Origin of the sequence: Allosalinactinospora lopnorensis (assembly GCF_000981225.1) — a bacterium.
Classification (GTDB): Bacteria; Actinomycetota; Actinomycetes; order Streptosporangiales; family Streptosporangiaceae; genus Allosalinactinospora; species Allosalinactinospora lopnorensis.
This window is the reverse complement of record NZ_LAJC01000008.1, coordinates 1-16,017: the sequence shown is the minus strand read 5'-3', so window position 1 is coordinate 16,017 and position 16,017 is coordinate 1. Positions and strand designations below refer to the sequence as shown.

Sequence of the window (16,017 nt, the reverse complement as noted above, 5' to 3'; positions counted from 1 at the left end):
CTACGTTGGCTATGAATCCCCTTCTATGGCACGTGGAGCGAACCGATGCCTCAGCTTTCGGAGCCGCAGCCGACTGACATCATCGTGTTCGGTGGCACCGGTGACCTGGCCATGCGCAAGCTGCTCCCTGCGCTCAACCTGTGCGACCGCGACAACGGCCTTGCCGGCGACACCCGGATCATCGCGGTCTCGCGCGACGGTCTGGACGACGCCGACTACCGGGCCAAGGCCGAGTCGGCGATCCGCGAGCACCCCGCGTCGCGCGGCGCCGGCACTCCGGTCCCGACACAGGGGCGCTTCCTGTCCCGGCTGCACCACATCAGCCTCGACGTCGGCGAAGACGACCCCGGCTGGGAGGCGCTCGCCGCCATGCTGGCCGGCCGCGAGGAGCGCTCCCGGGTCTTCTACCTCGCTGTCCCGCCGATGATCTTCGGCCGCATCTGCCGCGGTCTCAGCACCGCCGGCCTGGTCACCGGCACCTCCCGGGTGGTTCTGGAGAAGCCCCTCGGCCGCGATCTGCCCTCGGCCGGCGCCATCAACGACGAGGTCGGGGAGATCTTCGACGAGGCGCAGATCTTCCGGATCGACCATTACCTGGGCAAGGAGACCGTGCAGAACCTGCTGGTGCTGCGCTTCGCCAACATGTTCCTCGAGCCGGTCTGGAACTCCCGGTGGGTGGACCACGTGCAGATCACGGCCGCCGAGACGGTCGGGGTGGGCGGGCGCCGCGACTACTACGACGGGTCGGGCGCGCTGCGCGACATGGTTCAGAACCACCTGCTGCAACTGCTCTGCCTCATCGCGATGGAACCCCCGGCGAGCTTCGGCCGCGAGGCGGTCCGTGACGAGAAGGTCAAGGTGCTGCAGGCGCTGCGGCCGCTGCGCGGGAACGAGGTGGCCGCCCGGACCGCCCGCGGGCAGTACACGGCGGGCCGAGTGGACGGTACGGAGGTCCCCGGATACCTCGACGAACCCGGCGGCAACGGGCCGAGCAGTACCGAGACCTTCGTCGCGCTGCAGGCCGAGGTCGCCAACTGGCGCTGGGGCGGCGTGCCGTTCTACCTGCGCACCGGCAAGCGGCTGGCCCGGCACGGTACGGAGATCGTGGTGCGGTTCCGCGACGTCCCCCACCCGATCTTCCCCGGTCAGTCGGTTGACCCGGTCTCGGCGCCGAACCAGATGGTGATCCGGCTGCAGCCGGAGGAGACCATCCACCTGCACATGCTGGCCAAGAAACCGGGAGCGGGGGAGCTGGAACTGCGGCCCGCACCGCTCCAGCTCAGCTTCGCCGAGACCTTCGCCGAGCGCTCTCCGGACGCCTACGAACGCTTGATCATGGACGTACTGGCGGGCAACCCGACCCTGTTCATGCGGCGCGACGAGGTCGAGGCCGCCTGGCGGTGGATCGACCCGATCATCGGGGTGTGGGATGCGTCGGGGCCGGCGCCCGAGCCCTATCCCGCAGGAAGCGCCGGCCCGGCCGGCGCCGACAGTCTCATCGGCCGTACCAGCCGGACCTGGCACGAGGAGGAGCTTCCCCGATGACGTTGCATTCGACCGTTGCCGAAGTCACCGAACGGATCGCGGCCCGCAGCGCGGAATCGCGGACCGCCTACCTCGCCCGGATCCGCGCCGCCGCGGCGGAGGGGCCGGCCCGCTCCGGCCTGGGGTGCACCAACCTGGCGCACGGGTTCGCGGCGTGCTCGGTGGCCGACAAGCTCTCGCTGCGTGAATCGGTCAAGCCCAATATCGCGATCGTTTCGGCCTACAACGACATGCTCTCGGCGCACCAGCCGCTGGAGTCCTATCCGGCACTGCTCAAGAAGGCGGTCGCCGGCGCGGGCGGGGTCGCCCAGTTCGCCGGCGGTGTCCCGGCGATGTGCGACGGCATCACCCAGGGGCGTGCCGGAATGGAGCTGTCCCTGTTCAGCAGGGACGTGATCGCGATGGCCACCGCCGTGGCGCTCTCCCACGACATGTTCGACGGCGCGCTGATGCTCGGCGTCTGCGACAAGATCGTCCCCGGCCTGCTGATCGGCTCGCTGTCGTTCGGGCACCTGCCGGTGGTGTTCGTCCCCGCCGGACCGATGCCCTCCGGGCTGCCCAACTCCGAGAAGGCGAAGGTCCGCCAGCTCTACACCGAGGGCAAGGCCGGGCGCAAGGAGCTCCTCCAGGCGGAGTCCGCGGCCTATCACTCCCCCGGCACCTGCACCTTCTACGGGACCGCCAACTCCAACCAGATGCTCATGGAGGTCATGGGGCTGCACCTGCCGGGTGCGAGCTTCGAGGCCCCCGGCACACCGATTCGGGACGCGCTCACCGCCGAGGCCGGGCGGGCGGTGACCGGCCTGACCGCGCTGGGTGAACGGTACACGCCCATCGGCGAGGCGATCGACGAGCGGGCGATCGCCAACGCCGTGGTGGCGCTGCTCGCCACGGGTGGCTCGACCAACCACACGCTGCACCTGGTCGCCATCGCCGCGGCCGCCGGGATCGAGCTGGCCTGGGACGACTTCGCTTCGCTGTCCGATGTGGTCCCGTCGCTCACCCGGATGTACCCGAACGGTTCGGCCGACGTGAACCAGTTCCACGAAGCCGGGGGGATGGCCTACCTCATCGGCGAGCTCCTCGACGCCGGCCTGCTGCACGAGGACGTGGCGACCGTGGCGGGCCCCGGTCTCGCCCGTTACCGCCGGCGGCCCGAACTGCGCGAGGACGGTGTCGTCTGGCAGGACGAGCCCGAGGAGAGCGGAGACAAGAGCGTGCTGCGGAGCGCAGCCGACCCCTTCGCCGCCGATGGCGGGCTGCGCATGGTGTCGGGCAACCTCGGCCGGTCGGTCATCAAGGTGTCGGCGGTGGCGTCCGAGCACCGCGTCGTCGAGGCGCCCGCCCGCGTCTTCGACGACCAGGCGGCGCTGCAGGACGCCTTCAAGGCGGGTGAGCTTGACGGTGACGTGGTCGCGATCGTCCGCTTCCAGGGGCCGAGGGCCAACGGCATGCCGGAGCTGCACAAGCTCACGCCCGCCCTCGGAGTGCTGCAGGACCGCGGCCACAAGGTCGCCCTCGTCACCGACGGCCGGATGTCCGGAGCCTCCGGGAAGGTGCCGGCCGCCATCCACGTCTCCCCGGAGGCGGCCGTCGGCGGGCCGCTGGCCCGGGTGGACGACGGCGACCCGGTGCGGCTCGACGCCGACGCGGGCACGCTCGACGTGCTCGTCCCGGACCTGATGGAGCGCGAGCCGGCCGCCGCGTCCGTCGACTCCACCACCGGGACCGGCCGCGAGCTCTTCGCGGCCTTCCGGAACGCGGCCGGCCCGGCAGAGCAGGGGGCAGGAGTATTCGGAGGGGTGCTGTGAGGACGGTTCCGCCGCCCGCGCCGGAGCGGCCGTGGCTGGTGGCGGACATCGGCGGGACCAACGCCCGCTTCGGTCTCGTCGAGGCTCCGGGCGCCCGGCCCGCGCACGTGCTGGGCCGCAACTGCGCCGACTATCCCGGTCTCGCGGCGGCCGCCGAGGACTACCTGCGGCAGGTCGACGGCGGGGTCCGGCCGGGCGCCGCCTGTGTGGCCATCGCCGGTCCGGTGACCGGTGACCGGATCCGGCTGACCAACGCGCGCTGGGACTGCTCCGCTTACGGCACCCGCGATCGCCTCGGCCTCGCCCATCTCGACGTCCTCAACGACTTCGCGGCTCTGGCCCTTGCGCTGCCGCGCCTCGGCGCGGACGACGTGCTCCACCTCGGCGGTCCCGCCCCGGGAGCCGACGGGCCCATGGCGGTGCTCGGCCCGGGGACCGGTCTGGGCGTGGCCGGGCTGCTGCCCACCCCCGTGGGATGGACACCCATCTCGGGCGAGGGCGGCCATGTCGACGTACCCGCCGCTGACGACCGCGAGTCCGACATCGTCCGGCTGCTCCAGGGGGAACAGGGGACGGTCAGCGCGGAGTGCCTCCTCTCGGGGCCGGGTCTCACCCGGCTGTACGGCGCCCTCGCGCGGCTGCGCGGGGTTCCGGGCGGCGGGCCGGCGGCGGCGGACATCTGCGCGGCGCAGGACGACCCCCTCTGCGCTGAGACGCTGGAGGTCTTCTGCGGGCTGCTCGGTGGGTTCGCCGGCAACGTGGCCCTCACCATGGGGGCGACCGGGGGCGTGTTCCTGGGCGGCGGCATCCTGCCGCGGATGAGAGGCACGCTGCTGCGCAGTGGCTTTCGCCGCCGTTTCGAAGAGAAGCACCGCATGATCGACTATGTGAAGGACATCGCCACGTCGCTCATCGTGGCGCCCACCCCCGCGCTGCTCGGCGCGGCGGCCCGGCTGGAGCAGCGTTTGGAGCAGGAATGAACGCCCTGGACAATGGTGCCACCCCCGGAATCCTCAGCGTGGCACCGGTCATTCCGGTTGTCGTGCTCTCCGATTCCGGTTCCGCGGTGCCCCTGGCCCGAGCCCTGGTGAAGGGCGGGCTGGCGGCCATCGAGATCACCCTGCGCACCGAAGCCGCCCTTCCGGCGATCGAACGGATCGCCGCCGAGGTCCCGGATGCCGTGGTCGGCGCCGGGACGGTCACCACTGCGGAACAGGCCCGCGATGCGGCACGGGCGGGGGCGGCTTTCCTGGTCAGTCCGGGATGCACCGAACGGCTGCACGGTGCGATGGCGGAGACCGGACTGCCCTACCTGCCCGGGGTCGCCACCGTGTCCGAGGCGCTCGCCATGCTCGAACGGGGGGTGACCGAACTGAAGTTCTTCCCCGCCTCCGCGGCGGGCGGCGCCGGCTACCTGAAGTCACTGGCGAGCCCGCTGCCGCGGGCACGGTTCTGCCCGACCGGGGGCATCACCGCCGCCAACGCTCCCGACTACCTGAGCCTGCCCAACGTCGGCTGCGTCGGCGGTTCGTGGCTTACGCCCGCCGACGCCGTCGAGACCGGTGACTGGGAGCGGATCAGCGCCCTCGCCGGCGAAGCCGCCGCCCTGCGCCCGAACGGCTGAGTGGCGGGGCTCGACCAGACGGGGTGGGGACGGCGACCGCCGTCCCCACCCCCGGGTACGGGCGCGTTCCGCGGCGCCGTGTGCTCCTTCGCGCCCGGTCGGAGAGGGGAGCGCCCCGGCCTCAGAAGGCCACGTGGTAGCTCCGGACCTCCTCGAAGGTGTGGTCCTTCGGGTACATGAGGGTCGCGGAACCCTTGCAGTCCGCCTCCGCGTACGCGTAGATGGGGCTGTTCGTCTCGTTGCGCAGGAGCCGCGCCGGCTCCTCGTCCTCCTGGGCGACGGTGTGGCAGCCCGCCTTGGGGCTGGGTTGGGTGAACCAGTGCTCGCCGTCGTGGGTCCAGTGGATGTGGCCCTGGGCGGCCGCGGCCGGGCCGGCGACACTGAGGGCCAGCGCGAAGGCGGTAGCGGCGATGGCTGCGTACTTCATGTACGACTCCAATCACTAGTAGTTACTTTTCGTTGCCGAACGTATCTAGAGCGAAATCCAACAGCCTCGCGACTAGGCCGAACGCCGACCTCGGGTGTGCGGAAACACCGAGTTCGCCCGGGTTCATGCGCCGGTTCCGGTCATCTCGAAAACCCGGAAAACGGTCGGACCATCGGCGTGCCTCACGACTCTCGTGTCGATCTTCGGTTCTTCCGGGCGCGGCCGGGCACCGGCGGATTAGTTTGGAGGGAATGACACAGCCACACTGCGACGACGTCACCAGCGCCTCCAACGACCTCGTTGTGCTGCTCGGTGCGGACCTCAGCCCGATCGGTACGGCGAACCGCCACGCGGTACACGGACCCGACACGCCCCTGCATCTCGCTTTCTCCTGCTACATCTTCGACGGGCGCGACCGTGTCCTCGTCACCAGGCGCGCCCTGTCCAAGACGACTTGGCCCGGTGTCTGGACGAACAGCTGCTGCGGCCATCCCCGACCGGGGGAGGACGCCCAGCAGGCGGTTCGCCGGCGGGTGCGCGAGGAGTTGGGGGTGAAGCTGCACGGCCTGGAGCCGGTACTTCCGGACTTCCGCTACCGGGCGCGATCGGCCGAGGGCATCGTGGAGAACGAGTTCTGCCCTGTGTACACGGCGGTGACGCATGACGACCCCGACCCCGACCCCTCCGAGATCGCCGAGTGGGAGTGGGCGCCGTGGAGCCGCTTCGTCGCCCTGGCGGACGCGGCGCCGTGGGCGATCAGCCCGTGGGCCGCACAGCAGGTGCCGCTGCTCGAAGCGCAGGGGGTGGGAGCGGGGACGCCCTCGTGACCGGTGACGGGCCCGCCGGCGCTTGCGCGGCGCTCAGCACCTGGCGCTGTCCGTCTCCGCGGGGACCTGGGCGGTGCGCAGCGCCTCCGCCAGCCGGCTGTCGCCGCGCACCTCCATTGCGCCGTCCTTGACGGCCTCGGCCGGTGAGATCCGCCCGGAGACGAGCGAGGAAGCCGTCGCGGCGTCCATGCTCACCTTGGCGGAGGGCACCTCCGCCGGGTCGTCGGTGTGCGCGGGCCCGCCCGAGGGGTCGAGGCGCAGCCGGAACGTGCCGTCGTTGATCCGCACCTCGACGATCCCGGCCACCGTACCGGCGCATCGCCCGAGCACGGCCATCAGCGGGATCGCGAACCAGTGGGCGCGGAACGCGTCGTTGGGGCGGCGCTCCTCCAGAGAGTCTCCGGCCCATTCGGCCAGCGCGGACAGCACCGGGAGCAGACCGCGCCCGTGCCGGGTGAGTTCGTAGACGCTGCCGGTGGCGGGACGGGGCAGCCGTCGGCGCTCGACCAGTCCGTCGCCCTCCATCTCCTTGAGCCGCGCGGCGAGGACGTCGGTACTCACGCCCGGAAGGTCGGCGTGCAGATCGGTGTATCGGCGGGGGCCCGCGAGCAGCTCCCGGACGATGAGGAGAGTCCAGCGCTCCCCCACGGCGTCCAGGGCGCGGGCCACAGCGCAGAACTGGTCGTAGCTTCGTCGCGGCATACCGAAAGTTTAACCACCTTGTTGGACTTTCCAAGTGCCTACTTGGTAGAACCAAGTACCATCGCCGTGAAGGTGGAACGACCCGGGGAAGGCGTCTGATGGAGTTCAAGCAGTCGAGCAAGCTGTCGGGAGTCTGCTACGAGATCCGCGGGCCCGTGATCGAGCACGCCAACGCCCTGGAGGAGGCCGGTCACAGTGTGCTGCGCCTCAACACCGGCAACCCCGCGATGTTCGGCTTCGACGCTCCCGAGGAGATCCTGCAGGACGTCATCCGAAATCTTCCCCAGGCGCACGGGTACAGCGACGCGCGCGGCATCCTCCCGGCCCGGCGAGCGGTCGCCCAGCACTACCGCAGCCAGGGGATCGACGCCGACGTGGACGACGTCTTCCTTGGCAACGGGGTTTCCGAACTCGTCACGATGGCGGTCCAGGCCCTGGTCGACGACGGTGACGAGATACTGATCCCCGCGCCCGACTTCCCGCTGTGGAGCGCGGTCACCACGCTCGCGGGGGGAACGGCCGTGCACTACACGTGCGACGAGTCCGCCGACTGGCAGCCCGACCTGGACGACATCACCGCCAAGACGACCGACCGCACCAAGGCGATCGTCATCGTCAACCCGAACAACCCCACGGGTGCCGTCTACTCGCGCGAGGTGCTTGAAGGGATCCTGGACCATGCGCGCCGGCACAACCTGGTGGTCTTCGCCGACGAGATCTACGACCGGATCCTCTATGACGGCGAGGTCCACCACAACGCCGCTGTGCTCGCCCCCGACGTGCTGTGCCTGACGTTCAGCGGCCTGTCGAAGGCCTACCGCATCGCCGGCTTCCGCTCCGGCTGGCTCGTCGTGTCAGGCCCGAAGAAGCACGCCGCCGGCTACCTCGAAGGGCTGACCATGCTGGCGGGCATGCGGCTGTGCCCCAACGTTCCGGCCCAGTACGCGATCCAGGCCGCCCTGGGCGGGCGGCAGAGCATCGAGGACCTGGTCCTGCCGGGCGGGCGGCTCACCGCGCAGCGCGACCTCGCATGGGAGGCGCTGAACGCGATCCCGGGCGTCTCCTGCGTCAAGCCGAAGGGGGCCCTGTACGCGTTCGCGCGTCTGGACCCCGCGGTGCACCGCATCCACGACGACGAGAAGTTCGTCCTGGACCTGCTGCTACAGGAGAAGATCCACATCGTCCAAGGTACCGGCTTCAACTGGCCGCGTCCGGACCACTTCCGGATTCTCACGCTCCCGCACGCCGACGAACTGGAAACGGCGATCCACCGCATCGGCCGCTTCCTGAACGGCTACCGGCAGTAGCGTGATCGCGCTCTTCCCAATGAGCGTGGCCGCCCCCCGGTCCGGGCGTCGGTGGACCGGGGGACGGCCGTCTGGTGCGGTCGATGACCGGGCGGCCCCTGGGAACCGGCCGGTTGTCGCGCGGACGAGGAGGGGGAGAAGAGGAAAGGCGGCCGATTACTCGACGGTGACGGTCTCCTCCATGTCCGGGCGGTGGCCGGGAACCGAGCAGTAGAGTGTGTACTCGCCCGGTTCCAGCTCGACCACGCCGGCGTCGGACCCGCCGCCGTCGCTCTCGACGACCTGCATGTTGTCGAGTTCCTCGATCACGATGTCGTGCTGCATATTGCCAACGTTCTCGAACTGGATCTCGATCGTGCCGGCCGGCAGCGTGTCGGGGATTCCCTCGAAGTAGTTGTCACCGGCCTCGACGCTGATCGTCTCGTCGGCGGTCTCGGCGGCATCGCCGTTCTCTTCCGCGGCCCCGTTCTCCTCGGCAGGGGCTTCCTCAACGGGCTCACTGTTGTCGGTCGAGGCCTCGTCCGGACCGCACGCGGCCAAGCCGAGAACGCCGGCGCAGGTCAGGGCGACGAGGGCAAGACGTGACATGGGGGGTCTCCAGCTTCTATGCGCGGGTCGGTGGTCGAAGCGACTCACGTGCCTCGTGAGCGCCGTGTGAACCGCTGCACGGCGCACTGTAGTCGTCGGTCAGATCACGGTTCAGCGTTTTCGCTGGTAGAGCGGTGCAACTACCGGAAACACGTATGCCGGTCCGCCCCGGTTCATCCGAAGCGCCTACGACACCGGGACCTTCGTCCCCTTCAACGGGCCCATTCCCCGTTCCTACGCTGCTGGGTAGGGGCGAAGACGGCTATGCGCATGGAGGGGCACCGTGTCAACAGAATCCGATTTTCCCCGGCTCAGTCGATTGCTCGACAGCCACCCGCCGGCGTCGACCGCTCTCGTGTACGAGGGTCGGCGCTGGACCTACGCCGAGCTGGCCGGCCCCGCCGGTGCTCTGGCGGCGGAGATGACCGGGATGGCCGGCGAGCGCGTGGCCTTCATGCTGCCGAACTGCCCGGAGGCGGTGCTGACCTATCTGGCCTGCTTCCGTTCGGGCGCGATGGCCGTGCCGCTGAACACCCGTTACGCGCCGCCGGAGGTCGAGCGGGCCCTGCGGCGTGCGCGACCCCGCTGGCTGGTCGTCCACGCGAGCCGGTTGGAGCGGCTCGACGGTGTCGACCCGGTGGTTCTGGACGGAGTCCGTGTTCTGACCGTAGGCCGCAGTGACCGCTTCGAGCCGTTCGCGCCCCTCCTGACCTCCCATGCCGAATCTCCCATGATCCCGCCCGACCCGGACCGGCCGGCCGTCATGTTCTTCACCTCGGGGTCCACCGGGATCCCCAAGGGCGTGCTGCACACCCAGCGTTCCGCCCTGGCCATGCTGACCAGCACGTCCGAGGCGCTCGGCACCGTCGGGCCCGGTGACGTGGTGCAGGTGTGCGATCCGCTGGTCCATGTCAGCGGCTTCATCGAGACGCTGACCACCTTGATGGCCGGCGGAACGGTCGCCCTGTACGACGGGTTCGACCTGAAGGAGTACGTCACGGGACTGCTCAAGCACCGGCCGACGCTGGTCTGCACCCACATCGACGTCCTGGCCGAGCTCGCCCGGGAACCGGGGGCCAGGCGCGAGTGGTTCTCGTCCCTGCGCGGCGTCTACACCGGCGGTGACACGGTGCCCGCCGCATTGCAGCGCGACTTCATGAACATCGCGGGCAGGCCCATCGGCGTCGGATACGGCATGACCGAGGCCATCTGGCTCACGGTGAACCGCGAGGCCCGGCTCGAACGGGACGGCTGCCTGGGCACGATCGTCGACAGCGCCGAGGTGCGCGCGGACGAGGATACCGGTGAGCTGCTGGTGCGCGGCCCCATGCTGATGGCGGGGTACTGGGAGGACGAGGCGCTCACCCGGGACTCGATGACCAGGGGATGGCTGCGAACCGGTGACCTGGGTTCGCAGGACGCCGATGGGGTCTGGTGGTTCGAGGGCCGCATCAAGGACCTGATCGTGCGGCGCACGTCGAAGATCACCCCGGGAGAGGTGGAGGCGGCGATCGACCGGCATCCCGCCGTGGCCAACTCGGCGGTCGTGGCCGCCTCCGACCCGAAGGAAGGGCAGGTCCCGGTGGCCTTCGTGGTCCTGCGGCAGGGGCAGGAGCTCTCGACCGAGGAGCTGATGGCGTTCCTGCGCGGGCGCATCGCCGAGTACAAGCTGCCCAGCCGCGTCCACTTCATCAACGCGCTGCCGCTCACCCCCAGTGGGAAGATCGCGCACCACGAACTGCAGGAGACCGCCTGACAGTGAACGCGGGCCGACCAGCGCCGCGGATGCGCCGGTAGTGGCGACGCGGTCGTTGCGGCTGCCGTCTCACCCCTGAGAGCAGGGCGAAAGACGCTTGCCACACGTGACGGAGGGCTCGGTAAGTAGAAAAATTTCCAACTCAAGAGTATCACTGCAGGAAACCGCATTAATCCGTCGTAGCAGGTGATAGGCGCGAGAGTGGGCCGGGTGCGGCGATCACGCCTCGTATTTGGGTCTTCACCTGCCACATGGGGACCGCGTACCTTCCGGAACGCCCTGCACTCCCGCTACGACGAAACGACCGCCTGGCCCCACCATGCACACCTCCATGCCGCTTGACACCAAACGACATTGGGTGTCTGACCTGGCCCTGTCGGGCGGGCGGCCGTTGCACGGGCGAAGAGGAGAAGCGGCCGGTTACGCAACGGTGACGGTCTTCTCCATGTCCGGGCGGTGGCCGGGAATCGAGCAGTAGAAGAGGTACTCGCCCGGTTCCAGCTCGACCAGGCCGGAGTCGGATCCGCCGCCGTCGCTCACGACGACCTGCAGCCTGCCGCCTTCGCTTGCGACGACCTGCAGGGTGCCGAGTTCCCCGATCACGATGTCGTGCTGCGCGTCACCAACGTTCTCGAACTGGATCTCGGTCGTGCCGGCCGGCAGCGTGTCGGGGATTCCCTCGAAGTAGTTGTCACCGGCCTCGACGCTGATCGTCTCGTCGGCGGTCCCGACGGCCTCATCGTTCTCTTCCGCGGGCCCTTCGTCCTCGACCGGGACTTCCACCTGCCCCTCCTCGGCGGGCTCACTGCTCTCGGTCGAGGCCTCGTCCTGACCGCACGCGGCCAAGCCGAGGACGCCGGCGCAGGTCAGGGCAACGAGGACAAGACGTGACATGGGGTCTCCAGCTCCTATGCGCGGGTCGGTGGTCGAAGCGACTTACGTGCCTCGTGAGCGCTGTGAACCGCTGCACGGCGCACTGTGTAATCGTCGGTCAGATCACAGTTCAGCGTTTTCGCTGGTAGAGCGGTGTAACTACTGGAAACACGTATGCCGGTCCGCCCCGGTTCATCCAAAGCGCCTAAGGCACCGGGACCTTCGTCCCCTTAAGCGGGCCCATTCCCCGTTCCTACGCTGCCGGATAAGGGTGAAGAGGGCTACGCACATGGAGGGGGCACCGTGCCGACCAGCACCCCACCGTAGCCAACTCCGCGGTCGTGGCCGCTTCCGACGCGGAGGAAGGCCAGGTCCCGGGTGCCGTGCGGGACGGCGTACCGGGGCGCAGACCAAAGTGAGGTCCGCCTGGACCGGTTCCGGGGCGGAAGGCTCCCGCACTGGGGCGCCCGTCGGGTCTCCGCGAGCGAACTCTGCGGCCCCGCACGATGGAGAGCTAACGGGCCGCCGGAGAAGACCGGCGGCCCGTGGTCGGGGACTCTGTCGCACCCGGTGCGCTCCGGCGCTCGCCGCCGCGCGGCCCCGGGATCAATGGGCGCCGGTAAGGGTGCCCGACAGCTCTTTGTGCAGCTCGGCGCTGGAGTCGTTGAGCCCGGTGATCTCGACCTCAACGCTGTGTTTGCGGAAGTGTTCGGACACGTGGTCCAGGGCCGCCACCGCCGAGGAGTCCCACACGTGCGCCTCGGACATGTCGATCACGACCTTCTCCACTCCCTCCTCGGCGTAGTCGAACCGGCCGACCAGCTCGTTGGAGGAGGCGAAGAAGAACTCGCCGTGCACCGAGTACACCCGCGTTCCGCCCTCGGGGTCGAGCACGCTCGTGATGTCGGCGGCCGCCGAGGCCTTCTGCGCGAAGATCACCATCGAGACGATCACACCGACGATCACGCCGAGCGCCAGGTTGTGCGTGTAGACCACCACGGCGACCGTGACGGCCATGACCAGGGTCTCCGACCAGGGCATGCGCTTGAGCGTCTTCGGGGCGATGCTGTGCCAGTCGAAGGTGACGATCGACACGAAGACCATCACCGCGACGAGGGCGGCGATCGGGATCATGCCGACGACGTCGCCCAGCACGACCACCAGGACCAGCAGGAACACACCGGCCAGGAAGGTGGACAGCCGGGTGCGGCCGCCGGACTTGACGTTGATCATCGTCTGGCCGACCATCGCGCAGGAGGCCATCCCGCCGAAGAGGCCGACCAGGACGTTGGCGATGCCCTGGCCCCGTGCCTCCCGGCCGTGCGCCGAGGACGTCTCGGTGATGTCGTCGACGACCTTGGCGGTCATCAGCGACTCCATCAGCCCGACCAGCGCCAGGGTGATCGAGTACGGCGCGATCAGGGCCAGTGTCTCCAGGTTCGGTGGAACATCGGGCAGGAACGGGACCGGGACGCTGGTGGGCAGCTCGCCCATGTCCCCAACGGTGCGGGCGGGGACGTCCATCATGACCGCCGCGGCCGTGAGCACCACGATCGCCACCAGTGGAGCGGGAACCGCCCGGGTCAGCAGCGGCAGGCCGAAGATGATGCCCAGCCCGACCGCGACCATCACATAGATCGGCACGCCGGCCCCGGCCAGGTGGGGCAGCTGGGCCAGGAAGATGAGAATGGCCAGGGCGTTGATGAAGCCGGTCATCACGCTGGGCGGCACGAACCGCATCAGCCTGGCGACTCCGGCCAGGCCCAGGGCGATCTGGATCAGCCCGGCCAGGATGGTGGCGGCGATCAGGTAGTCGACACCGTACTCCTTCGACAGGGGAGCCATGACCAGGGCCATCGCCCCGGTGGCCGCGGAGATCATGGCGGGGCGTCCGCCCAGGAAGGCGATGGAGACGGCCATGACGAAGGAGGCGTACAGCCCGATCCGGGGGTCGACCCCGGCGACGATCGAGAAGGCGATCGCCTCGGGAATCAGGGCGAGCGCGACGACCAGTCCGGCCATGACCTCGGCACGCAGTTGCGCGGCGCTCGGGACGGCGGGAAGCCGGCGTCTGAAACGGGTTGTCACTGGGGTGCTCATGGAATCCGTCCGGTCTCGGGCAGCCTCCGTCCGCGGGGCTGCTCATGGTCAGGTCTGGTGATCGGCGACGGCGTGCGGACACGGGAGGGGGTGCCCCTGTGGTCGGGCCGGCGCCCGTCGCGGCTTCATCGCCGCCTGCCTGACCGCGTCCCATGGAACGGCCAGGAAGACCGAGAGGAGTCGGTGGACTCAGTGAGGATCTCAACCGGTGAACAAATCAAGATATTACCGATTAGTCAGAGTTGCTGTCACGGTGTGCGATTGAGGTGACTCTCACAAAGATCAGAGAATCGCCTTTTCACCAGATAACAGTGCTTGATCTCGGTGGCGGCGTCACTTCGGGTTGACTAACACAGCGTGATTATTTGTGATCATGATTTCACTGTGTTCACGTGTGCTGAAAATGTGGAAACTTTTCGCACAAAAGTGCGCAGGGGAATTGTGAAAGAAAGCGATGTTTTCCGCTTCGCGTCGCACTGGTCTGCCCTTGGCCCCACTGGCCTTGAGAAAATCAGCCCCATCGCGCGCTTAGTGCTCCAGCGGGAGCTCGTGATGTTCGCGGCTGCTCCCACTCGTACTCGGCCGACTGGTTGAACATCCTGCACGAGCACTGCTTCGCCCACATCGACCCCCGCGTCTATCCAGCCCCTGCACCGGATCTACTGGGAGCCCTCATCGTCACCGCGCGTCGTCCCTGACCGGTTCCGGAGCCTGGTCGCCCGGCCCGCAGCGGGGTACGCTTGCGGCGGGATCTGTTCAGGTAAACAGCAGTGAAGGCCCCCGGTGTTACACCGGGGGCCTTCACTGTGGGTGGGCTATAGGCGGCCGCTCTTTACGTCGGCCAGGAACGCGCGCCACTCGGCGGAGCCGAAGTCGATATGGCCGAGCTCGCGGTTCTGGTTGTCGCGCACAGCCGCGCCAGCGCCAGTGTCAGCAACCTCAACGCAGTTCTGTCCCTTGCCGCTGCTGTAGGAGCTCTTACGGAAGATCAGAGGGCGCTGTTCAGGCATGATGCGGTCTCCTACGGGGATCTGTTCAGGTTCTCTTCCAAGAATGCCACCGAATCGGCAGCAGACAGGGCGGCACCCTCCACAGCCGTGAAGACTTGCTCATAGTGGGTCAGATCCCGCTCTTCTTCCAAGAAGAGCCCGCTTACGGACTGTTCCAGGTAGACCACTGGTGGATCGTGCGGGAACTCCATCAGCACAAAGCTGCCGTTCATCGCCGGGTGCGGCCCTGAAGAGTCCAGAACGACACGTATTCGCAGGTTAGAGCGTTGCATAGCGATGAGGTGCCGCAACTGGTCAGCAAGTACCGCGTCTGGGATCTTTCGGAGCGCAGCCTCGTCGATCAACGCGGTCAGTTGTGGGGAGTCGGGACGCTCCATGATCTGCCGGCGCATCATCCGTGCCTCAACGCGCCGAGCAATCTCGTGCTCGTCGGTCACACCGCTACCGCGGATGATCGCCTCCGCATAACCCGGTGTCTGCAGCAGGCCAGGAACATACAGCGCCTCGTAGGTGCGAAGTCGAATCGCCTCGGTCTCCAGGTCGATGTAGGCGCCAGAGCCGAGCACGTCTCGGTAACCGAACCACCAGCCGCTCTGGCTGGCTTCCTTGGCCAACTTGACGTAGGCGGCGCGCTCCTCGGTGCCGTCTACGCCGTAAACGTCCAGCAGCGTGAGGAGATCGACCTCGCGGAGATGCTGAAGCTGGCGGTTCTCGATTCTGGTGACCTTAGCTGCTGACCAGGGACGAGACGGCGACCGCTTCTTCGCCTCTTTTCCGACGGCGTCCACGGTCATCCCTTTGTTCGCGCGCAGCTTCAGCAACTGCCGGGCAAGCCGACGGCGGCGGAGTGTGGGGCTGGCTGCCAACTCGGTGTTCCTTGCTGAACGGGATCGGTTCCGGTGGCGCGATTCTACGCGTCGGGGTGATTTCTCTGACATTTAGTGCACCGTTCAGTTCGCATTGAGCTAATCAGAGATGATTGATTCACTCGATCAAGAGTGAATATTGCAATATCTATCGCACTGCGGCACGATGGCGGTACCTGAACAGACCTGCCGGACCTCCCATCCGGCCCCGACCCCTGAGGGGTTTCCATGAGATTGCTGTGTCTGCTGCTGCTTCCGTTTGTGGCGCTGGTGGTGCCGTCCCGGCTTGGGCGTCATGGGCGCGGCCGGATGGCCGGGTCGCGGCGCGTTTCGGCTCGGTTGGCGCGTCTGGTAGTGGGGCTTCCCGCGCGGCCGTTGTGGCCGGAGTTGGCCGTCTATGGGCCGCATGCTCCGGTGTTCGCTGCTGGGGCGGTGCTGGTGCGTCCCTACGTTCTCGGTGCTGCGCATCGCGCGCACCGGGGAGCCGTTGAGATCGGGGAGCTCCGCCACGGCGATGGTCTTGACGATCTGCGCGCCGAGTTGGCGCCGCTGGTGCGCGACCTGCTGGCCCGGCGCGAGGT

Annotated in this window: 15 protein-coding genes; 8 read left to right on the top strand and 7 right to left on the bottom strand. The window is 68.6% G+C overall.

What is annotated here, in order from left to right:
- Positions 1-45 precede the first annotated feature (45 nt).
- From zwf to eda, 4 genes are read left to right on the top strand one after another with little or no spacing between them, the layout of a single operon-like run.
- A complete protein-coding gene (zwf, locus tag VS93_RS04530) occupies positions 46-1,545 on the top strand; it encodes a glucose-6-phosphate dehydrogenase (protein ID WP_046468759.1) in 1,500 nt (499 codons plus the stop codon).
- Positions 1,542-3,356, top strand: coding sequence for a phosphogluconate dehydratase (gene edd / locus VS93_RS04525; protein WP_046468758.1), 1,815 nt, complete (start codon positions 1,542-1,544; stop codon positions 3,354-3,356). The genes zwf and edd overlap by 4 nt, the downstream gene beginning before the upstream one ends.
- Positions 3,353-4,336, top strand: a complete 984-nt coding sequence (glk, locus tag VS93_RS04520) for a glucokinase (RefSeq protein ID WP_046468757.1) — start codon at positions 3,353-3,355, stop codon at positions 4,334-4,336. Before edd ends, glk begins: the two co-directional genes overlap by 4 nt.
- Positions 4,333-4,980, top strand: a complete 648-nt coding sequence (gene eda / locus VS93_RS04515) for a bifunctional 4-hydroxy-2-oxoglutarate aldolase/2-dehydro-3-deoxy-phosphogluconate aldolase (RefSeq protein ID WP_046468756.1) — start codon at positions 4,333-4,335, stop codon at positions 4,978-4,980. Before glk ends, eda begins: the two co-directional genes overlap by 4 nt.
- Before the next feature lie 121 nt (positions 4,981-5,101).
- Here eda and VS93_RS04510 read toward each other — a convergent pair whose 3' ends face one another.
- The gene (locus tag VS93_RS04510; protein WP_052745529.1) at positions 5,102-5,407 is read right to left on the bottom strand and encodes a hypothetical protein; all 306 of its coding nucleotides are present in this window, start codon (positions 5,405-5,407) and stop codon (positions 5,102-5,104) included.
- Between the two features lie 251 nt (positions 5,408-5,658).
- Between VS93_RS04510 and idi the strand changes: the two genes are divergently transcribed.
- Entirely contained in the window at positions 5,659-6,234 is a 576-nt protein-coding gene (idi, locus tag VS93_RS04505) for an isopentenyl-diphosphate Delta-isomerase (protein WP_046468755.1), read from the top strand.
- A gap of 33 nt (positions 6,235-6,267) precedes the next feature.
- Here the strand turns inward: idi and VS93_RS04500 are convergent, their stop codons facing one another.
- A complete protein-coding gene (locus tag VS93_RS04500) occupies positions 6,268-6,936 on the bottom strand; it encodes a winged helix-turn-helix transcriptional regulator (protein ID WP_046468754.1) in 669 nt (222 codons plus the stop codon).
- 98 nt (positions 6,937-7,034) lie between these two features.
- Here VS93_RS04500 and VS93_RS04495 point away from each other — a divergent pair, with 98 nt between their 5' ends.
- The gene (locus tag VS93_RS04495; RefSeq protein ID WP_046468753.1) at positions 7,035-8,243 is read left to right on the top strand and encodes a pyridoxal phosphate-dependent aminotransferase; all 1,209 of its coding nucleotides are present in this window, start codon (positions 7,035-7,037) and stop codon (positions 8,241-8,243) included.
- 156 nt (positions 8,244-8,399) lie between these two features.
- Here the strand turns inward: VS93_RS04495 and VS93_RS04490 are convergent, their stop codons facing one another.
- Positions 8,400-8,831 carry a cupredoxin domain-containing protein gene (locus VS93_RS04490; RefSeq protein ID WP_046468752.1) on the bottom strand — a complete coding sequence of 144 codons (432 nt, stop codon included), beginning with the start codon at positions 8,829-8,831 and terminating at the stop codon, positions 8,400-8,402.
- Positions 8,832-9,114: 283 nt separating this feature from the next.
- Here VS93_RS04490 and VS93_RS04485 point away from each other — a divergent pair, with 283 nt between their 5' ends.
- Positions 9,115-10,587 (top strand): class I adenylate-forming enzyme family protein, encoded by a 1,473-nt coding sequence (locus tag VS93_RS04485; protein ID WP_046468751.1) that lies wholly within the window; start codon positions 9,115-9,117, stop codon positions 10,585-10,587.
- Between the two features lie 420 nt (positions 10,588-11,007).
- Here VS93_RS04485 and VS93_RS04480 read toward each other — a convergent pair whose 3' ends face one another.
- The 4 genes from VS93_RS04480 to VS93_RS04465 form a co-directional block, all read right to left on the bottom strand.
- Positions 11,008-11,481, bottom strand: coding sequence for a cupredoxin domain-containing protein (locus VS93_RS04480; RefSeq protein WP_046468750.1), 474 nt, complete (start codon positions 11,479-11,481; stop codon positions 11,008-11,010).
- Positions 11,482-12,066: 585 nt separating this feature from the next.
- On the bottom strand, positions 12,067-13,560 hold the full coding sequence (locus VS93_RS04475; protein WP_046468749.1) for a SulP family inorganic anion transporter: 1,494 nt from the start codon (positions 13,558-13,560) through the stop codon (positions 12,067-12,069).
- Between the two features lie 815 nt (positions 13,561-14,375).
- The gene (locus VS93_RS04470) at positions 14,376-14,570 is read right to left on the bottom strand and encodes a DUF397 domain-containing protein (protein ID WP_046468748.1); all 195 of its coding nucleotides are present in this window, start codon (positions 14,568-14,570) and stop codon (positions 14,376-14,378) included.
- 11 nt (positions 14,571-14,581) lie between these two features.
- The gene (locus VS93_RS04465) at positions 14,582-15,436 is read right to left on the bottom strand and encodes a helix-turn-helix domain-containing protein (protein WP_046468747.1); all 855 of its coding nucleotides are present in this window, start codon (positions 15,434-15,436) and stop codon (positions 14,582-14,584) included.
- Positions 15,437-15,664: 228 nt separating this feature from the next.
- On the opposite strand from VS93_RS04465, the gene VS93_RS28900 reads away from it, so the two are divergent.
- Positions 15,665-16,017 (top strand): hypothetical protein (locus tag VS93_RS28900; protein WP_156184673.1); only part of this gene is annotated, 353 nt, incomplete at its 3' end.